At 68.0% G+C, this 16139-nt stretch carries 13 protein-coding genes and 1 other RNA gene; 4 read left to right on the top strand and 10 right to left on the bottom strand.

The window, feature by feature from the left end:
• From FHD68_RS05635 to FHD68_RS05600, 8 genes are all read right to left on the bottom strand, one after another.
• On the bottom strand, window positions 1-481 hold a 481-nt coding region (locus FHD68_RS05635), incomplete at its 3' end, for a squalene/phytoene synthase family protein (protein WP_167550369.1).
• Window positions 478-1887 (bottom strand): cysteine--tRNA ligase, encoded by a 1410-nt coding sequence (gene cysS / locus FHD68_RS05630; RefSeq protein ID WP_127897985.1) that lies wholly within the window; start codon window positions 1885-1887, stop codon window positions 478-480. The genes FHD68_RS05635 and cysS, both read right to left, overlap by 4 nt.
• 33 nt (window positions 1888-1920) lie before the next feature.
• Complete coding sequence (locus FHD68_RS05625; protein ID WP_127897984.1) at window positions 1921-3144, bottom strand: glycosyltransferase; 1224 nt, start codon at window positions 3142-3144, stop codon at window positions 1921-1923.
• Window positions 3141-4775 (bottom strand): ABC transporter ATP-binding protein, encoded by a 1635-nt coding sequence (locus FHD68_RS05620; protein ID WP_127899307.1) that lies wholly within the window; start codon window positions 4773-4775, stop codon window positions 3141-3143. The genes FHD68_RS05625 and FHD68_RS05620 overlap by 4 nt, the downstream gene beginning before the upstream one ends.
• A gap of 65 nt (window positions 4776-4840) precedes the next feature.
• The gene (locus tag FHD68_RS05615; RefSeq protein ID WP_139085348.1) at window positions 4841-5944 is read right to left on the bottom strand and encodes an ABC transporter permease; all 1104 of its coding nucleotides are present in this window, start codon (window positions 5942-5944) and stop codon (window positions 4841-4843) included.
• Window positions 5944-7026 carry a microcin C ABC transporter permease YejB gene (locus tag FHD68_RS05610; protein ID WP_127897982.1) on the bottom strand — a complete coding sequence of 361 codons (1083 nt, stop codon included), beginning with the start codon at window positions 7024-7026 and terminating at the stop codon, window positions 5944-5946. The genes FHD68_RS05615 and FHD68_RS05610 overlap by 1 nt, the downstream gene beginning before the upstream one ends.
• A 102-nt stretch (window positions 7027-7128) precedes the next feature.
• A complete protein-coding gene (locus FHD68_RS05605) occupies window positions 7129-8985 on the bottom strand; it encodes an extracellular solute-binding protein (protein WP_127897981.1) in 1857 nt (618 codons plus the stop codon).
• A 142-nt stretch (window positions 8986-9127) separates the two neighbouring features.
• Window positions 9128-9658 (bottom strand): c-type cytochrome, encoded by a 531-nt coding sequence (locus tag FHD68_RS05600; protein WP_127897980.1) that lies wholly within the window; start codon window positions 9656-9658, stop codon window positions 9128-9130.
• A gap of 120 nt (window positions 9659-9778) precedes the next feature.
• Between FHD68_RS05600 and FHD68_RS05595 the strand changes: the two genes are divergently transcribed.
• The gene (locus tag FHD68_RS05595) at window positions 9779-10639 is read left to right on the top strand and encodes a prephenate dehydratase (RefSeq protein ID WP_045981499.1); all 861 of its coding nucleotides are present in this window, start codon (window positions 9779-9781) and stop codon (window positions 10637-10639) included.
• A 6-nt stretch (window positions 10640-10645) separates the two neighbouring features.
• On the opposite strand, the gene FHD68_RS05590 is transcribed toward FHD68_RS05595, so the two are convergent.
• On the bottom strand, window positions 10646-11104 hold the full coding sequence (locus FHD68_RS05590) for a hypothetical protein (RefSeq protein ID WP_046000145.1): 459 nt from the start codon (window positions 11102-11104) through the stop codon (window positions 10646-10648).
• Between the two features lie 332 nt (window positions 11105-11436).
• On the opposite strand from FHD68_RS05590, the gene FHD68_RS05585 reads away from it, so the two are divergent.
• The 3 genes from FHD68_RS05585 to FHD68_RS19955 all read left to right on the top strand — a co-directional run bounded on the left by FHD68_RS05585 (window position 11437) and on the right by FHD68_RS19955 (window position 13633).
• Complete coding sequence (locus FHD68_RS05585) at window positions 11437-13296, top strand: bifunctional 2',3'-cyclic-nucleotide 2'-phosphodiesterase/3'-nucleotidase (RefSeq protein WP_240542507.1); 1860 nt, start codon at window positions 11437-11439, stop codon at window positions 13294-13296.
• Between the two features lie 51 nt (window positions 13297-13347).
• Window positions 13348-13444: signal recognition particle sRNA small type (gene ffs, locus FHD68_RS05580), an RNA gene on the top strand.
• A gap of 102 nt (window positions 13445-13546) precedes the next feature.
• On the top strand, window positions 13547-13633 hold the full coding sequence (locus FHD68_RS19955) for a small membrane protein YohP (protein WP_127899305.1): 87 nt from the start codon (window positions 13547-13549) through the stop codon (window positions 13631-13633).
• A 78-nt stretch (window positions 13634-13711) separates the two neighbouring features.
• On the opposite strand, the gene pheT is transcribed toward FHD68_RS19955, so the two are convergent.
• Window positions 13712-16099, bottom strand: a complete 2388-nt coding sequence (gene pheT, locus FHD68_RS05570) for a phenylalanine--tRNA ligase subunit beta (RefSeq protein ID WP_127897979.1) — start codon at window positions 16097-16099, stop codon at window positions 13712-13714.
• Window positions 16100-16139 lie beyond the last annotated feature (40 nt).

Raw genomic sequence — 16139 nt, 5'->3', positions numbered from 1 at the left:
CGCGCAGCCACGCGGCCAGACCGGCACCGCGGGCCTGATGGGCCACGATCTCTCGCGTGCCTTCGGGCGCGCCGCAGCGGCGCGCGGCGGTCCACATCAGCGCGCCCGCCGTCGCGTCGACATAGGCCAGCACCGCCTGCGGCCCGTCAAAGGGCTGGCGTTCGCAATCCCTGCGCCGGGCCTCGGCCATGGGCGACAGGGCGCCCGCGTCGGTCCCCCAGGCCTCCCACAGGGGCGTCAGCACGTCGTGCAGCGGGGGCGCGGTGCCCTGCCCCATCTCGTCCAGCCGGTCGATCCACCATTGCAGCCGCATCTCGGCCAGCATCGGCTCGGCCGACTGGAACGGCGCGCGGGCGATCTCCAGGTTCAGCGCATAGAGCGTGACCAGCGCCGGACGGTCCGCCGCCTCGGCCACCAGCACCGCACCGAACCGGTCGGGGTCATGCTGGCGCAGCGCCTCGGTGCAGGCCTCCAGGGTCATGTGCCGTGGGTCCGCGCCAGATCGGCCAGTCGTGCCGGATCGAACCCCGCGGCCAGCGACCATTCGGGCCCCTTGGCCGTGTCCTTGACCTCGACGCCCGCTGCCGCGAACCCGTCGCGGATCGCATCCGCACGGGCGAAATCACGGGCTTGGCGCGCCGCCAGTCGCGCCGCCAGCAACGCCTCGATCTGGCCCGCCGCACCGGCATCGGCCTGGGCCCACTCGCCCACACCCGGCAGCAGCAGGCCCAGCATCCGGGCCGATGCCAGCAGCGTCTCCGCGTCCCCCCGACCCGCCAGGTCGTGCAACACCGCGATGGCACCCGCAGCGTTCAGGTCATCGGCAAGCGCCTCGATCAGCGCGGGTGCCGGGCTTGTTGCGGGTTCGATGCCCGCAACAAGCCCATGCCACCGCCGAAGCACAGCTTCGGCCTCCTGCGCCTTGGCCTCGGTCCAATCCATCGGCTTGCGGTAATGCGTGGACATCATCACGAAGCGGATCACCTCGCCGGGCACGCCCCGGTCCAGCAGGTCGCGCACGGTGAAGAAGTTGCCCAGGGACTTGGACATCTTCTTGCCTTCGACCTGCAGCATCTCGTTGTGCAGCCAGACATTGGCGAAACCCGCGCCGGGATGGGCGCAGCAACTCTGTGCGATCTCGTTCTCGTGGTGCGGGAACTGCAGGTCGATGCCGCCGCCGTGGATGTCGAAATGCGGCCCCAAGAGCGCCGCCGACATGGCCGAGCATTCGATGTGCCAACCCGGACGCCCCCGGCCCCAGGGGCTGTCCCAGCCCGGCAGATCGTCCGAGGACGGCTTCCACAGCACGAAATCCATCGGGTCGCGCTTGAAGGGCGCCACCTCGACCCGCGCGCCCGCGATCATGTCGTCGACCGAACGGCCCGACAGCGTGCCGTAGTCGGGAAAGGACCGCACGTCGAACAGCACATGCCCCTCGGCCTCATAGGCATGGCCCTTGGCGATCAGCTCGGCGGTCATCGCGATCATCTGGCCGACATAGGCGGTCGCCCGCGGCTCGTGGTCCGGACGAGCCGCGCCAAGCGCGTCCATGTCGGCGTGATACCAGCCGATCGTCTCCTCGGTCCGCTCGGCGATCAGCGCCGCCAGGGACAGGTCGGACCCGGCCGCACGGCGGCGCTGCGCCTCGGCGTTGATCTTGTCGTCGACATCGGTGAAGTTGCGCACATACGTGACCGCACGGTCGCCGTATTCATGCCGCAGCAGCCGCACCAGCAGGTCGAACACCAGGACCGGCCGGGCATTGCCCAGATGGGCGCGGTCATAGACGGTGGGTCCACACAGATACAGACGCACGTTGGCCGGGTCGATGGGGACGAACTCCTCCTTGCGGCGGGTGCGGGTGTTGGTCAGCCTGATCTGCGTCATGATGCGGCCCTTTTGGCAAGCGTGGCCAAGGGTCTATCGCATCGCGCCCTGGCTTTCCACCCAGGCAATCTGGCGCGGCAGCGATTGCGACGCCAGATCATAGCCCCCCAGGATCGTGGCCCGCGCCGCCTTGCGGATCGCCGCCGCCTGCGGATCGCCCGCCAATCCGCGGATCAGGGCCGCCGACAGGGCCGACCCGTCAAAGAACGGCACCAACCGCCCGTTCACCCCGTCGGTGATCAGCTCGCGCACCGGTTCGGTATCGGACGCCACGACATACCCCCCGGCCGCCATCGCCTCGGTCAGCGACCAGGACAGCACGAACGGATAGGTCAGATAGCAATGCACCCGCGCGACCTGCATCAGCGACAGATAGTCGCCATAGGGCACGCGGCCCAGGAAATGCACCCGCGACAGGTCCAGCCGGGCGCCGACCTCCGCCAGCAGCTTGTCCTTCCAGCTTTTCGCATCGCGCGGCTTGGCGCCATAGCTGGTGCCCTCGGCGCCGACCAGGACCACCTGCGCGTCGGGGCGCGCCGCCAGCACGTCGGGCAATGCCCGCATCAGCACGTGAAACCCGCGGTAAGGCTCCAGAGAACGGGACACGAAGGACAGCACCTCGTCCCCCGCGCGCAGGATCGTGCCGCCCGGAAGGGTCAGGCGGGCCGCGGGATCGGGGGCCACGCGGGCGGTGTCGATGCCGTCATGGATGACGGTGATCTTGCCGCGCAGCTCGGGCGGAAAGCTGTCGGCCTGATAACGGGTGGGCGCGATGGCCGCATCGGCCTGCACCATCGCCTGGACCAGATGCGCCGACCGCGCGACGGTCATGAAGCGCACCTCGTCCCGGTCGGGGCTGATCTCGGGGTCGAAGCCCACGTCGTGGCCGCGGGTGCGGTACATCAGCTCGGCATAGACCAGCAGGCGCGCGTGGGGCCAGATCTCCTTCAGGAACAGCGTCTCTCCCCAGCCCGGATGGCCGATGACGATGTCGGGGTGAAACCCGTGCCGGTCGCGCAGCGCACGCGCCCCCCGCGCCGCCAGCAGGCCGCGTTCCGCATGGTCCGCATAGGTCCGGCCCAGGGCGCTGTCGGTCTGCACCGCCGCCGGCGCCTTGTAGCGCAGGGTCCGGATCGGGCTGGGCCGCTGGTTGTTCTCATCCGTCAGGGCCAGGACCTGGTGGCCGCGCGCGGCCAGGGCCGGGGCCAGATGCGGAAACTGGCCCGGAAAGTTCTGGTGGACGAACAGGATCTTCATTCTTGGATCGGAAAGGCCGCGCGCAGCAGGGCGCGGGTGTAATCCTGCCGGGGCGCGTCAAAGATCTGCGCGACGCTGCCATGTTCGACGACCTCTCCGGCGCGCATGACCATGATGTGATGCGCCATCGCGCGCACCACGCGCAGATCATGGCTGATGAACAGGTAGGCCAGCCCGTATTTCCGCTGCAGGTCGCGCAGCAGATCCACGATCTGCACCTGCACGGTCATGTCCAGCGCGCTGGTCGGCTCGTCCAGGACGACGACCTTGGGGCGCAGGATCATCGCGCGGGCGATGGCGATGCGCTGACGCTGACCGCCGCTGAATTCGTGCGGATAGCGGTGCATCATCTGGGGGTTCAGCCCGACCTCGGTCATGATCTCGGTGACCAGCTGGCGGCGGTCCCGGCCGGGTTCGACCCCGTGCACGCCCAGGCCCTCGGTGATGATCTGTTCGATCGTCATGCGGGGCGACAGGCTGCCATAGGGGTCCTGGAACACGATCTGCATGTCGCGGCGCAGGCGGCGCAGCTGGCCGCTGGTCCAGGCCTGGATATCCTGGCCCAGATACAGAATCGGGCCGTCGCTTTCGATCAGGCGCATGATGCCCAGGGCCAGCGTGGTCTTGCCCGATCCCGATTCGCCGACGATGCCCAGGGTCTCTCCCGCGCGCAGCGACAGGGTCGCGCCGTTCACCGCCTTGACGTGCCCCGTCACGCGGCGCAGCAGGCCGCGCTTGATGGGAAACCAGACCTTCAGGTCGCGCGTCTCGACCAGGACCGGCGCATCGGGGGCGATGGGATCGGCCTGCCCGGTCGGCTCGGCGGCCAGCAGCTTGCGGGTATAGGGGTGCTGGGGCCGGGCAAAGATGTCCTCGACCGCGCCCTGTTCGACGATCTCTCCGTCCTTCATCACGCAGACGCGGTCGGCGATGCGGCGCACGATGCCCAGATCGTGGCTGATGAACAGCATCGACAGGCCCTCGTCGGCCTTCAGCTCGGCCAGCAGGGCCAGGATCTGGGCCTGGATGGTCACGTCCAGCGCCGTGGTGGGTTCATCCGCGATCAGCAGGTCGGGACCGTTGGCCAGGGCCATCGCGATCATCACGCGCTGACGCTGACCGCCCGACAGCTGGTGCGGATAGTCGGCCAGGCGGGTTTCCGGGTCGCGGATGCCGACGCGGGTCAGCAGTTCGATGATCCGCGCCCGCGCCTTGGCGCCCGACAGCCCCTGGTGCAGCGCCAGGCTTTCCGACAGCTGCTTTTCCAGCGTGTGCAGCGGGTTCAGCGAGGTCATCGGCTCTTGGAAGATGAAGCTGATGTCGTTGCCGCGGATGTCGCGCAGGGTGCGGTCCGATGCGCCGACCATCTCGCGGCCCGCGTATTTCACCGACCCCTGGACCTCGGCCGAGGCGCCCAGCAGCTGCACGGTGGACAGCGCCGTGATCGACTTGCCCGAACCGGATTCGCCCACCAGGGCCACGGTCTCACCACGGTCGATGTGAAAGCTGACGCCCTTGACGGCCGCGGTCAGGACGCCTTCGGACCGGAACCCGATGCGCAGGTCGCTGACCGCCAGCACGGCATCGCTGGACGGGGCGGGCACGGGACGCGCCTGCGACGCGCCGGGCATCGAGCCGCCATGGCTCTCGGCCACGGCCGCGGGGGCGCCGGGGGCGGGGCGGACGGGCTGATCGCTCATCGGAAGGTCTTTCTGGGGTCGAAGGCGTCGCGGATGCCCTCGAAGATGCACACCAGAAGCGACAGCATGATCGCGAAGGTGAAGAAGGACGTGAAGGCCAGCCAGGGCGCCTGCAGGTTCTGTTTCGCCTGCAACGCCATCTCTCCCAAAGATGCCGATCCGGCGGGCAGGCCATAGCCAAGATAGTCCAGCGCGGCCAGGCCGCTGATCGTGCCGGTGACGACAAAGGGCATCATCGTCAGCGTGGCGACCATCGCGTTGGGCAGGATGTGGCGGAACATGATCTTGCGGTCGCTGACGCCCAGGGCGCGCGCCGCGCGGACATATTCAAAGTTCCGCGCCCGCAGGAATTCCGCCCGCACGACCCCCACCAGCGCGGGCCAGCCGAACAGGATGGTGACGAAGACCAGAAGCCAGAAGCTGCGCCCCAGGATCGCGAACAGGATGATGATGACGTAAAGGCTGGGTGTCGAAGCCCAGATCTCCAGCACGCGCTGGAACACCAGGTCGGTGCGGCCGCCGAAATAGCCCTGGATCGCGCCCGCCGTGATGCCGATGGTCGAGGCCACCACCGTCACGATCAGCGTGAACAGGATCGAGGTGCGGAACCCGTAGATCACCCGCGCCAGCACGTCCCGCGCGGTGTCGTCCGTGCCCAGCAGGTGGTTGCCGTCGGGCGCGGAGGGCGCGGTGCCCACGTTGTTGATGGTGCGGTAGTGATAGGGGATCGGCGGCCAGATCATCCAGCCCTGTTCGGCCTTGGGCACATCGGTCGAACCCGACCGCACCGCCGCCATGAAGCCCTCCGGCTCGTCCCAGCATTCCTCGCGGCCGCCCGACACGATCAGGCATTGCACCGCCTCGTCGCGATAGATCGCCTCGGTCCCGAAATCGCCGCCGAACGCGGTCTCGGGATAGAAGTTGTAGGCGGGCCAGTACAGTTCGCCCTGATAGCGGACGACGATGGGTTTGTCGTTGGCCACGATCTCGGCGAACATCGCGGTCACGAACAGGACCGCAAAGATCACCAGCGACCAGAAGGCGCGTCCGTTCCGGCGGAAGTTGCGCCAGCGGCGGCGGTTCAGTTCCGACATCGCCATCAGCCCGCCCTCTTCTCAAAGTCGATGCGCGGATCGACAAAGACGTACATCAGGTCCGACAGGATGCCGACCACCAGGCTCATCAGGCCGAAGACATACAGCGTGCCGAAGATCACCGGATAGTCGCGCTGCACCGCCGCCTCGAAGCCCAGGCGCCCCAGCCCGTCCAGCGAGAAGATCGTCTCGATCAGGATGCTTGATCCGAAGAACACGCCCAGGAACATCGCCGGAAAGCCAGCGATCACGATCAGCATCGCGTTGCGGAAGACGTGGCCGTACAGGACGCGGCGTTCGGTCAGCCCCTTGGCCCGCGCGGTCATCACGTACTGCTTGTTGATCTCGTCCAGGAAGCTGTTCTTGGTCAGCAGCGTCAGCGTCGCGAAACTGCTGATCGTGGCCGCGATCACCGGCAGGGCCGCGTGCCAGGCATAGTCCTTGACCTTGCCCCAGACCGACAGGTCCGCGAAATTGTCCGATGTCAGGCCGCGCAGCGGAAAGATCTGCCAATAGCTGCCGCCCGCGAACAGCACCATCAGGATGACCGCGAACAGGAAGGCCGGGATCGCATAGGCCATGATGATCACGCCCGACGTCCAGGTGTCGAAGCGCGATCCGTCGCGCACCGCCTTGCGGATGCCCAGCGGGATCGAGACGACATAGGCGATCAGCGTCGACCACAGCCCCAGCGTGATCGAGACCGGCATCTTCTCGACGACCAAGTCCATCACGCTGATCGACCGGAACCAGCTGGTCCCGAAATCGAAGCGGATGTAGTTCCACATCATGGAGAAGAACCGCTCGACCGGGGGCTTGTCGAAGCCGAACTCCTTTTCAAGCTGGGCGATGAATTCGGGGGGCAGGCCGCGCGCGCCCTCGTATCCCGCATCGCCGCCCAGCTGTTCGGCGCTGTCGGCCGTGGCGCCGGCCAGGTTGCCCAGCACGTCGCCCTCGCCCCGGACCTGGGCCGCGATCTGTTCGATCGGGCCGCCGGGGACGAACTGCGTCAGGGTAAAGTTCACCACCATGATCCCGATCAGGGTCGGGATGATCAGCAGCAGTCGCCGCAAGATGTAGGCGCCCATCAGCGCATGCCCTTCCCCGTTGGGTCCGTGCCCCTTGGCGGGGCCTTGTCGTTATCTGGGCTTGTCGGCAATCCGCGCCGGGAAATCAAGCGCATCGCCGTCTCAGCGCAGCTGGCCCGCCGCCCGCAGCTCGTCCGCGCGGGTCTGGTCGTACCACCAGAAGTCCGTGACCCCCAACCCAAGGGCGGGCAGGGTCTCGGGCCGGTCATAGACGTCCCAATAGGCGACCGTGGTCACCGGCTTGTACCATTGCGGGATCCAGAAGCGCAGGCTGCGCAGCGCCCGGTCCAGCGCGCGGATGGCGACGCGGTTCTCGGCGTCCGTCGTGGCGGCGCTGCCGATCTCGATCAGGCGGTCGATGGCGGGGTTGGCCAGGCCCATCGGGTTGAACACGTCGTCGCTGTGCTCGGACCCAAAGGCCTGTGCGGTGCCGCCGCCGATGCCGTAACCGTTGCCCAGGCTGTCGCGCACGATGTCGAAATCATGGCTGCGGGTGCGGGTGGTCAGTTCCGACGGATCGACCCGCGACAGGACCGCGTCCACGCCGATCGCACGCAGGTTCTCGACATAGGGGTTCACGATGCGGTCATAGCTCTGGTTGAAGTCCAGGAACTCGACCCGCAGCGTCTGGCCTGCGGCGTTGCGGCGCATGCCGTCCGTGCCGGTCGTCCAGCCCGCCTCGTCCAGCAGCGCCGCCGCCCGGCGCGCATTGCCGCGGTCCAGCTGGCGTTCGCCGCTGACCGGGGCCGAGACCGGATCATCGGTCAGGATGCCCGGCGGCAGATCGGCCGCGACGGGTTCCAGCAGCGCCAGCTCCTCAGGCGTGGGCGGGCCTTCGGCCTGCAGGTCGCTGTTGTCCCAGAAGCTGTCCAGCCGGGTGTTCATGCCATAGAACAGCGCCTGGTTCGACCATTCGAAGTTGAACATCAGCCCGATCGCCTCGCGCACGCGGATGTCCTTGAACTTGTCGCGCCGCAGGTTGAAGACCCAGGCATCGCCCGATGCGATCACGCCGTCGGGGATCTCCTCCTTGATGACGGCGCCCGCCGCCACCGCCGGAAAGTCATAGCCGGTCGACCACAGCTGTTCGGACGGCTCGACCCGGAAGGTATAGATGCCGGCCTTGAACGCCTCGAAGGCCGCGTCGAAATCGCCGAAATACTCGAAGCGCAGGGTGTCGAAATTGTGCCGGCCCTTGTTTATGGGCAGGTCCTTGCCCCAATAGTCCGGGTTGCGCCGCATCGTGATCGACCGCCCGAAATCCGCGCTGTCGAAGACATAGGGGCCGGACCCCAGGAACGGCGTGGTGCTGGTCTGCTGGATGTCGCGGCCAGTCGCTTCGAACTCGGCGCGCGAGAAGATCGACTGGTTGCCCATCAGCCCAAGCACGTCGCGGCGTTCGATGTCGGGCATGAAATCGAACCGGATGCGGTGCGTGTCCAGCACCGTGGCACTGGCGACGCGTGTCTTCAGCGCCTCGCTGTAGGACGGAAAGCCCTTGTCGCGCAGCAGTTCGAACGTGAACAGGACGTCGTCTGCCGTCAGCGAGCTGCCGTCGCTGAAACGCGCTTCGGGGCGCAGGTTGAAGATGATCCAGTCGCGGCTTTCGGGATATTCGACCGTCTCGCACAGCAGGCAGTACATCGAATACGGATCGTCCAGGACCGACTCCATCAGCGGTTCCAGCATCATCACCGACGGCGCCGTGGCCCGCCCCCGGAACGTGTAGGGATTGTAGCTGTCAAAGGTGCCGATGCCGTGCTGGGACATCTCGCCGCCCTTGGGCGCGTCCGGGTTCACGTAGGGCAGATGCGGAAAGTCCGCGGGCAGTGCGGGCTCGCCAAAGGTGGCGATGCCATGCGTCTTGATGACCGTCGGATCGCCGGCCGCGTCCTGCGCCCAGGCTGGGACCACGGCGATCCCAAGAAGCAGCGTGGCAAGGCGGGCGGCATGGCGCATGTCGTCTCTCCGGTCTGGACCAGCGAGAGGCTAGGCCAGCGGGGGGCCGGGCTTCAAGCCGCGATTTCGTGAACGCGGGCCATGAAAAAACCCCGGCGCCGGGCCGGGGTTTTCTGGATGGCGCACGGTCGGGCGGGACCGATCAGGGATTGGCTTCCAGATAGGCGATCAGGTTGGCGCGGGCCTGCGGATCGCGGATGCCCGCAAAGCTCATCGCGGTGCCCGAGACGAAGCCGCGCGGGTTCTCCAGGAACGCCTGCAGGTGGTCAGGATCCCAGGTGGGGTATTCGGCCGCATGTTCGGTCATCGCGCTGGAATAGCTGAACCCGTCGATGCTGGCGGTCGGGCGTCCGACGACGCCGTTCAGGTGCGGGCCGACGCCGTCGCTGCCGTCGAGGGCGTGGCACGACCGGCACTTGGCCCATTCACGCTCGCCCGCGGCCGCGTCGGCCGAGGCCATCAGCGCGGCAAAGTCCAGCGGCGCTTCCTCTTCGCCCGCGGGGACGGTTTCCGGGACCGGGATGGTATAGGCCTGCGCAATTTCCTCGTCGCCGTGATCGCCGCCATGTCCGACAGTGAACAGGCCGCTGGCCGCCCAGTTGGCCAGCATCAAAAACAGCAGCGCGCCAATGAAGGCGCCGGCTGCCTTGGTCAGGGTCATCGTATTGAACATCGCGTGCGGTCCCGCCTTGGTAAGCTCGTCAGGTCGTGCGGTATGTATCCGCTTTCGCTTTCAAGGATCAAGGTATAGTTACCCCGGCACGCTCAAATTTAGAACAGCGGGGGCCCGGCCATGACCACGAATCGCATCGCGTTCCAGGGAGAACCGGGTGCCTACAGCCACGAGGCCTGCCGCAGCGCGCGCCCTGGAATGGAGGCCCTGCCCTGCCGCACCTTCGAGGACGTGATCGAGGCCGTGCGCGCGGGCGACGCCGATCTGGCCATGCTGCCGGTCGAGAACTCGACCTATGGACGGGTGGCCGACATCCATCACCTGCTGCCAGAATCCGGCCTGCGCATCATCGACGAAGCCTTCGTGCGCGTCCATATCAGCCTGCTGGCCGTGCCCGGCACGACCCTGGATCAGGTCCGCGAGGCGATGAGCCATACCGTCCTACTGGGCCAGTGCCGCGGGTTCCTGCGCCGGAACGCCATCCACGCGATCACCGGGGCCGACACGGCCGGTTCCGCCAAGGAGGTCGCCGCGCGCGGCAATCCGTCGCTGGCCGCGCTGGCCGCGCCCCTGGCGGGCGAGATCTATGGCCTGGACCGCCTGGCCGACCGGATCGAGGACCGGCAGAACAACACGACACGGTTCCTGATCATGTCGCGCCAGGCCGACGACAGCCGGCGCGCCGAGCGGATGCTGACCAGCTTTGTCTTCCGGGTCCGCAACATCCCGGCGGCGCTCTATAAGGCGATGGGCGGGTTCGCGACGAACGGCGTGAACATGACCAAGCTGGAAAGCTACATGGTCGACGGCGTGTTCACCGCGACCCAGTTCTATGCCGACATCGAGGGTCACCCCGAGGACGCGAACGTCGCCCGGGCGCTGGACGAGCTGCGCTACTTCACCTCCAGCCTGGACATCCTGGGCGTCTATCCGGCCGATCCGCTGCGCGAGACGCAGCGACAGGCAAGCATGGCGGACTGATCCCGCCTAGCGGGCAAAGTTGCGCATCTGGTGGACGAAATCCTCGATCCGGCGCTGATAGCGGCGGTCAAGCTGCGCCTTGCCCAGCTTGGCGGTCTGCAGCATCAGCCGGGCCTTCATGTTGCGCGGGCGGACCTCGGTCTCGAAGATCAGGCGCGACTTGACGCGGCTCAGCGCGACGACGGTGGCCACCACCGTCAGGTCCAGCGCATCGGAATGACCGGCCATCATCATCTGTTCGGGGCGGTCGAACCGCGTGACGGCCAGCCGCAGCTGCCGCGCCTTGCCCCGCCAGTCGAACCCGATGTTCCAGCCCATGCCGATCCCCGGTTCGTTCGACGGATCGATGCGCGCCACGGTTGCGCCGCGGCCGATCACCATCCGTTCCAGCGCGTCGAAATTCCCGACCACCTCGAACAGGCGTTCCGCGGGAAGGTCCGTGTCGATCCGCGTGGAGAACTTCATCTGAAACGACCCAATGACCCATCCAGGGCGGCCAGGACCGCCGACCCCTCCCTTGGCAGATAATCCGGATCGCGCGGCAGGTTCAACCGGGGGATTACCAAACCGCGATCATGGCACCCGAAAACCAAGGCGCGCCCGAATTCAGCGCAACGTTTCGGATTTGTGAAATTCTGTGCCACAATGACCTGATAAAGCGTGCGTTCTTCAATCTTTGGTTGTGTGGTTCGAATTGTATACAGTAAGCATGGTATCGGTATGTCGTCCGTGCCCGGAAAGGACATGACGGCATGCGCAACGCGGCGTCGGGCGATCACATGTTTGACAGGAAGACGATGCAAATGCCCGCAACGGCCGCGGATGATCCGCCCCCGGACGGCATGACGCTGCGCATCCTGGCCACCAGCGACCTGCACATGCACCTGCTGCCCTACGATTACCTGGCGGATCGTCCGTCGGACCGGATCGGGCTGGCGCGCACCGCATCGCTGATCGAGGCGCGGCGGACCGGGCCGCATGCCAGCATCCTCTTGGACAACGGCGATTTCCTGCAGGGCGGTCCGATGGGCGACCTGGTCGCGCGGCGCAGCGGACCCTTCGCCGGCACCCACCCGGCCATCGCGGCGATGAACGCGCTTGGCTATGACGCGGCGGCGTTGGGGAACCACGATTTCAACTTCGGCCTGCCCTTTCTGCGGCGCGCGGTGGCACGGGCGCGCTTTCCGATGCTGGCCGCGAACCTGACCGTGCGCCGCGGCGCCGATTTCGCCGCCACCTGCGTGATCGAGCGTGAGCTGACCGACCCCCAGGGCAACCGCCTGCCGCTGCGCATCGGCGTGATCGGCTTTCTGCCGCCCCAGACGGAGGAGTGGGACCAGGACCTGCGCGCCGTCATGCGCAGCGACGACATCCTGGACTGTGCCCGCCGCCTGGTGCCGCGGCTGCGTGCCCAGGGGGTCGATCTGGTCGTGGCGCTGGCCCACAGCGGCATCGGCGGCCCCGAGCCCCTGCCCCGGATGGAGCATGCCGCCCATGCGCTGGCCGCCCTGCCCGGCATCGACGTGCTGATCGCCGGCCACACGCACGAGGTCTTTCCCGGCCCCCGCTGGCGCGGCCGCCCCGGCATCGACGCCGATCGGGGAACGCTGGCGGGCAAGCCCGCGGTCATGCCTGGCTTTGGCGGATCGCATCTGGGGGTGATCGACCTGCGCTTTGCCCCGCGGGCGGATGGCGGGCTGGCGGTCGACCGCTTTGCCGTGCGCGCCGAATCGGTCACGCCGGCGATGCCGACCGCGGTGCTGGTGGCGCGACAGGTGGCGACCGCGCACAAGGCCACGCTGCGACAGCTGTCCACGCGCATCGGCCGCACGGCGCAACCCCTGAACAGCCATTTCGCGGTGATCGGCCATGATTGCGGCCTGCGCCTGGTGAACCTCGCACAGCGCTGGCATGTCCGGCAGCGGCTGGCGGGCACCCCGGATGCGGACCTGCCGGTGCTGTCGGCCTCGGCGCCCTATCGGGCCGGGGGGCGGGGCGGGCCGCAGCATTACACCGACGTCCCGGCGGGCACGCTGAGCCTGCGGCACCTGGCCGACCTCTACTCCTTTCCGAACCGGATCACCGCCATCCGCCTGACGGGCGCGCAGCTGCGGGGATGGCTGGAACGTTCCGCCAGCCTGTTTCACCGCGTCCAGCCCGGCGCGCGCGACGCGCCGCTGCTGAACCCCGAGTTTCCGGCCTACAACTTCGATGTCATCGACGGGGTCAGCTGGCGGATCGACCTGTCCGCCCCGGCGCGTTTTCACCCCGACGGGCGGCTTGCCGACCCGAATGCCCACCGCATCCGCGACCTGACCTGGCAGACCCGGCCCGTCGCGGACGACCAGGCCTTCGTGCTGGCCACGAACTCGTATCGGCTGGCAAGCTGCGGGCTGTTCAGTCCGCTGGTCTCGTGCAACCGGGTGATCCTGGACCGTGACGCGCTGACTTTGGACGTTCTGCGCCGCTATGTCCGACAGCTGCGGCGGGTCCGCATTCCGGCCCGGCCCAACTGGGCCTTCGCGCCCCAGCCCGGCACCACCGTCCTGTTCGAGACCGCGCCCGCCGCGCTGGACCGTCCCCTGCCCGAACCAGACCGGCTGCAGGGCGTGGGACTGAACGAGGACGGTTTCGCGGTGATGCGCCTGTCGCTGTAAGACATGCGCATGGGCTTGCATCCGCCGCGCGACCATCCTATCTGTGCGCCCGAGAGGTTGGCGCGGGCAAGCGCCTCGCCAAATCGGTCAGGTCCGGAAGGAAGCAGCCGTAACGAGTCCCGCATGGGTCGTTGTCCAGCCTCTCACCGTTTCCCCGCATGATCATCCGGTTTTCCTGCACCGCGCGGCCCGTGCCGGGGAACAACAGCGCGCCTTTCCGGTTGTCCTGCGTAACAAACAGGAGACCGACATGCTCAAGTTCATCGGCGGCGCCGCCGGCATCATCTTCATCATCGGCCTGCTGGTCGTGATCGGCATCCTGTCGCTGATCTTTTGAGACGCGCCAGACGGCCGACATGAAAAGACCCCGCCCGGACAACCGGGCGGGGTCTTTTCGTGTCCGTGACCGGGCGGATCAGGCGCGCAGGCGGCCGCCCGTGGCCTTTTCGACCTTCTCGACGACCTTGCGGCTGACCGCCTCGATATCGGCATCGGTCAGCGTCTTGTCGCGCGGCTGCAGGCGCACGGTGATGGCCAGCGACTTCTGGCCGCCCTCCAGCCCCTGGAACTGGTCAAAGACGGACACGCCCGCGATCAGCGCCTTGTCGGCCCCGGCGGCGGCGTTGACCAGGGTCAGCGCCTCGACCCCCGCATCCACAACGAAGGCGAAATCGCGATCGACGGCCTGCAGTTCGGACAGCTCCAGCGCGGGTCGCGTGGGCGTCTTGACCTTGGGGAAGGGCACCGCGGCCAGCTGGATCGTGAAGCCCACGGCCGGCCCCTTGACGTCCATCTGGCGCAGGACCTTGGGGTGGATCTCGCCGAAGGTTGCCAGCACGTTCGGCCCGAGCGCGATGTTGCCCGCACGCCCCGGATGCCACCAGCCGTCCAGCTTGCGGTTGATCTGCGCACGCGCAGGCGCGCCGATGGCGTTCAGGATCGCCTCGGCATCGGCCTTGGCGTCGTAAAGGTCCACCTTGCGGCGGCTGCCGAAGGGGTCGCGCGGCGCGGTCTGGCCAACCAGCAACCCGCTGATGCGGACCGCCTGCTCGCCCGGCTCTCCGCCCGAAAAGACCGGGCCCAGCTCGAACAGCGCCAGATCGGCGAAGCCGCGCGCCTGGTTGCGCGCCGCGGCCTGCAGCAGGCCGGGCAGCAGGTCGGGGCGCAAATGGCTCATCTCGCTGCTGATCGGGTTCTCGACGCGCACTGCATCATCCCCGCCGCCGAACAGCGCCGCCGACCCCTGGTCGATGAAGCTGTAGGTCACGCATTCGTTGTAGCCCAAGGCCGCCGCCATGCGCCGCGCCGTCTTCTCGCGGACCTGCAGGGGCGTCAACACGGGCTTTGGCACCCCGGCCTGGGCCCGCGGCAGGGGCTTGCCCTGCAGCTTGGTCAGGCTGGCGATGCGGGCGATCTCCTCGACCAGATCGGCCTCGCCCAGCACGTCGGGGCGCCAGCTGGGGACATGGGCCATCTCGCCCTCCAGCCGGAACCCTAGGGCCTCCAGCGTGGCGCGCTGATCGGCCTCGTCGATATCCATGCCGACCAGGCGGCTGGTGCGCGCGGGGTCCAGGCGATAGGCGCGACCCGTGTCGGGCAACGCGCCGGCGGTCACCACCTCGGAGGCCTCGCCGCCGCACAGGTCCAGCACCATGCGCGTGGCCAGCTCCAGCCCCGGCAGGGTGAAGGCCGGGTCGATGCCGCGTTCAAAGCGATAGCGCGCATCGCTGTTGATCTTCAGCGCGCGGCCGGTGGCGGCGGTGCTGATCGGATCGAAATAGGCGGCCTCGATGAAGACGTCGCGCGTCTCCTCGGACGCGCCCGATGCCGCGCCGCCCATGATGCCCGCGATGCTCTCAATGCCGTTGTCGTCGCAGATCACCACCGCGCCTTCGGGCAGGGCATAGGTCTTGTCGTCCAGCGCCACCAGCTCCTCTCCGGCCCGTGCGCCGCGCAGGATCAGGTCGCCCGCGACCTTGCCCGCGTCGAACACGTGCAGCGGCCGGTTCAGGTCGAAGGTGAAGAAGTTGGTGATGTCCACCAGCGCATTGATCGGACGCAGGCCGATCGCGCGCAGGCGCTTCTGCAGCCAGGCGGGCGACGGGCCGTTCGTCACGCCCCGCACCACGCGGCCGGCAAAGAACGGCGCCTTGGCGGCCACGCCCGCGTCGATCGTCACCCCCACCGGGCAGGGAAAGGCGCCGGGCACCCCATCGACCGTCACGGCCTTCAACGTGCCCAGGCCGCGCGCGGCCAGGTCGCGGGCGACGCCGTGGACGCCCAGGGCGTCGGGGCGGTTCGGCGTGATCTTGATGTGGATCATCGGGTCGATCTTGTCCGGCGCGTTCTGCGCCAGCCAGTCGACGAAGCGCTGCCCGACCTCGCCGGACGGCAGTTCGATGATGCCGTCATGCTCTTCGGACAGCTCCAGCTCGCGTTCGGAGGCCATCATGCCGTGGCTTTCGACGCCGCGGATCTTGCCCACGCCAAGCGTCGTGTCGATGCCGGGGACATAATCGCCGGGCTTGGCCAGAACGACCGTGATGCCCGCCCGCGCATTGGGCGCGCCGCAGACGATCTGCTTTTCGCCCTCGTCCGTCATCACCCGGCAGACGCGCAGGCGGTCGGCATCGGGATGCTGTTCGGCATGATCGATCCGCGCCAGGGTAAAGGTCCCCAGCTTGGCGGCAGGGTCCGCGATCTCCTCGACCTCCAGGCCAAGATCGGTCAGCGCCTCGGCGATCTGGTCGATGGTCGCGGTGGTGTCGAGATGCTCCTTGAGCCAGGAGAGGGTGAACTTCATGGCGTCTGCCTTCCGGGTCGGCCCGCGCGGGGACTTTGCC

It is taken from the genome of Paracoccus marcusii, assembly GCF_006151785.1.
In the GTDB taxonomy this organism is placed as follows: Bacteria; Pseudomonadota; Alphaproteobacteria; order Rhodobacterales; family Rhodobacteraceae; genus Paracoccus; species Paracoccus marcusii.
Note: the sequence above shows the minus strand (reverse complement) of the source record. Positions and strands in the feature narration are given on the sequence as shown.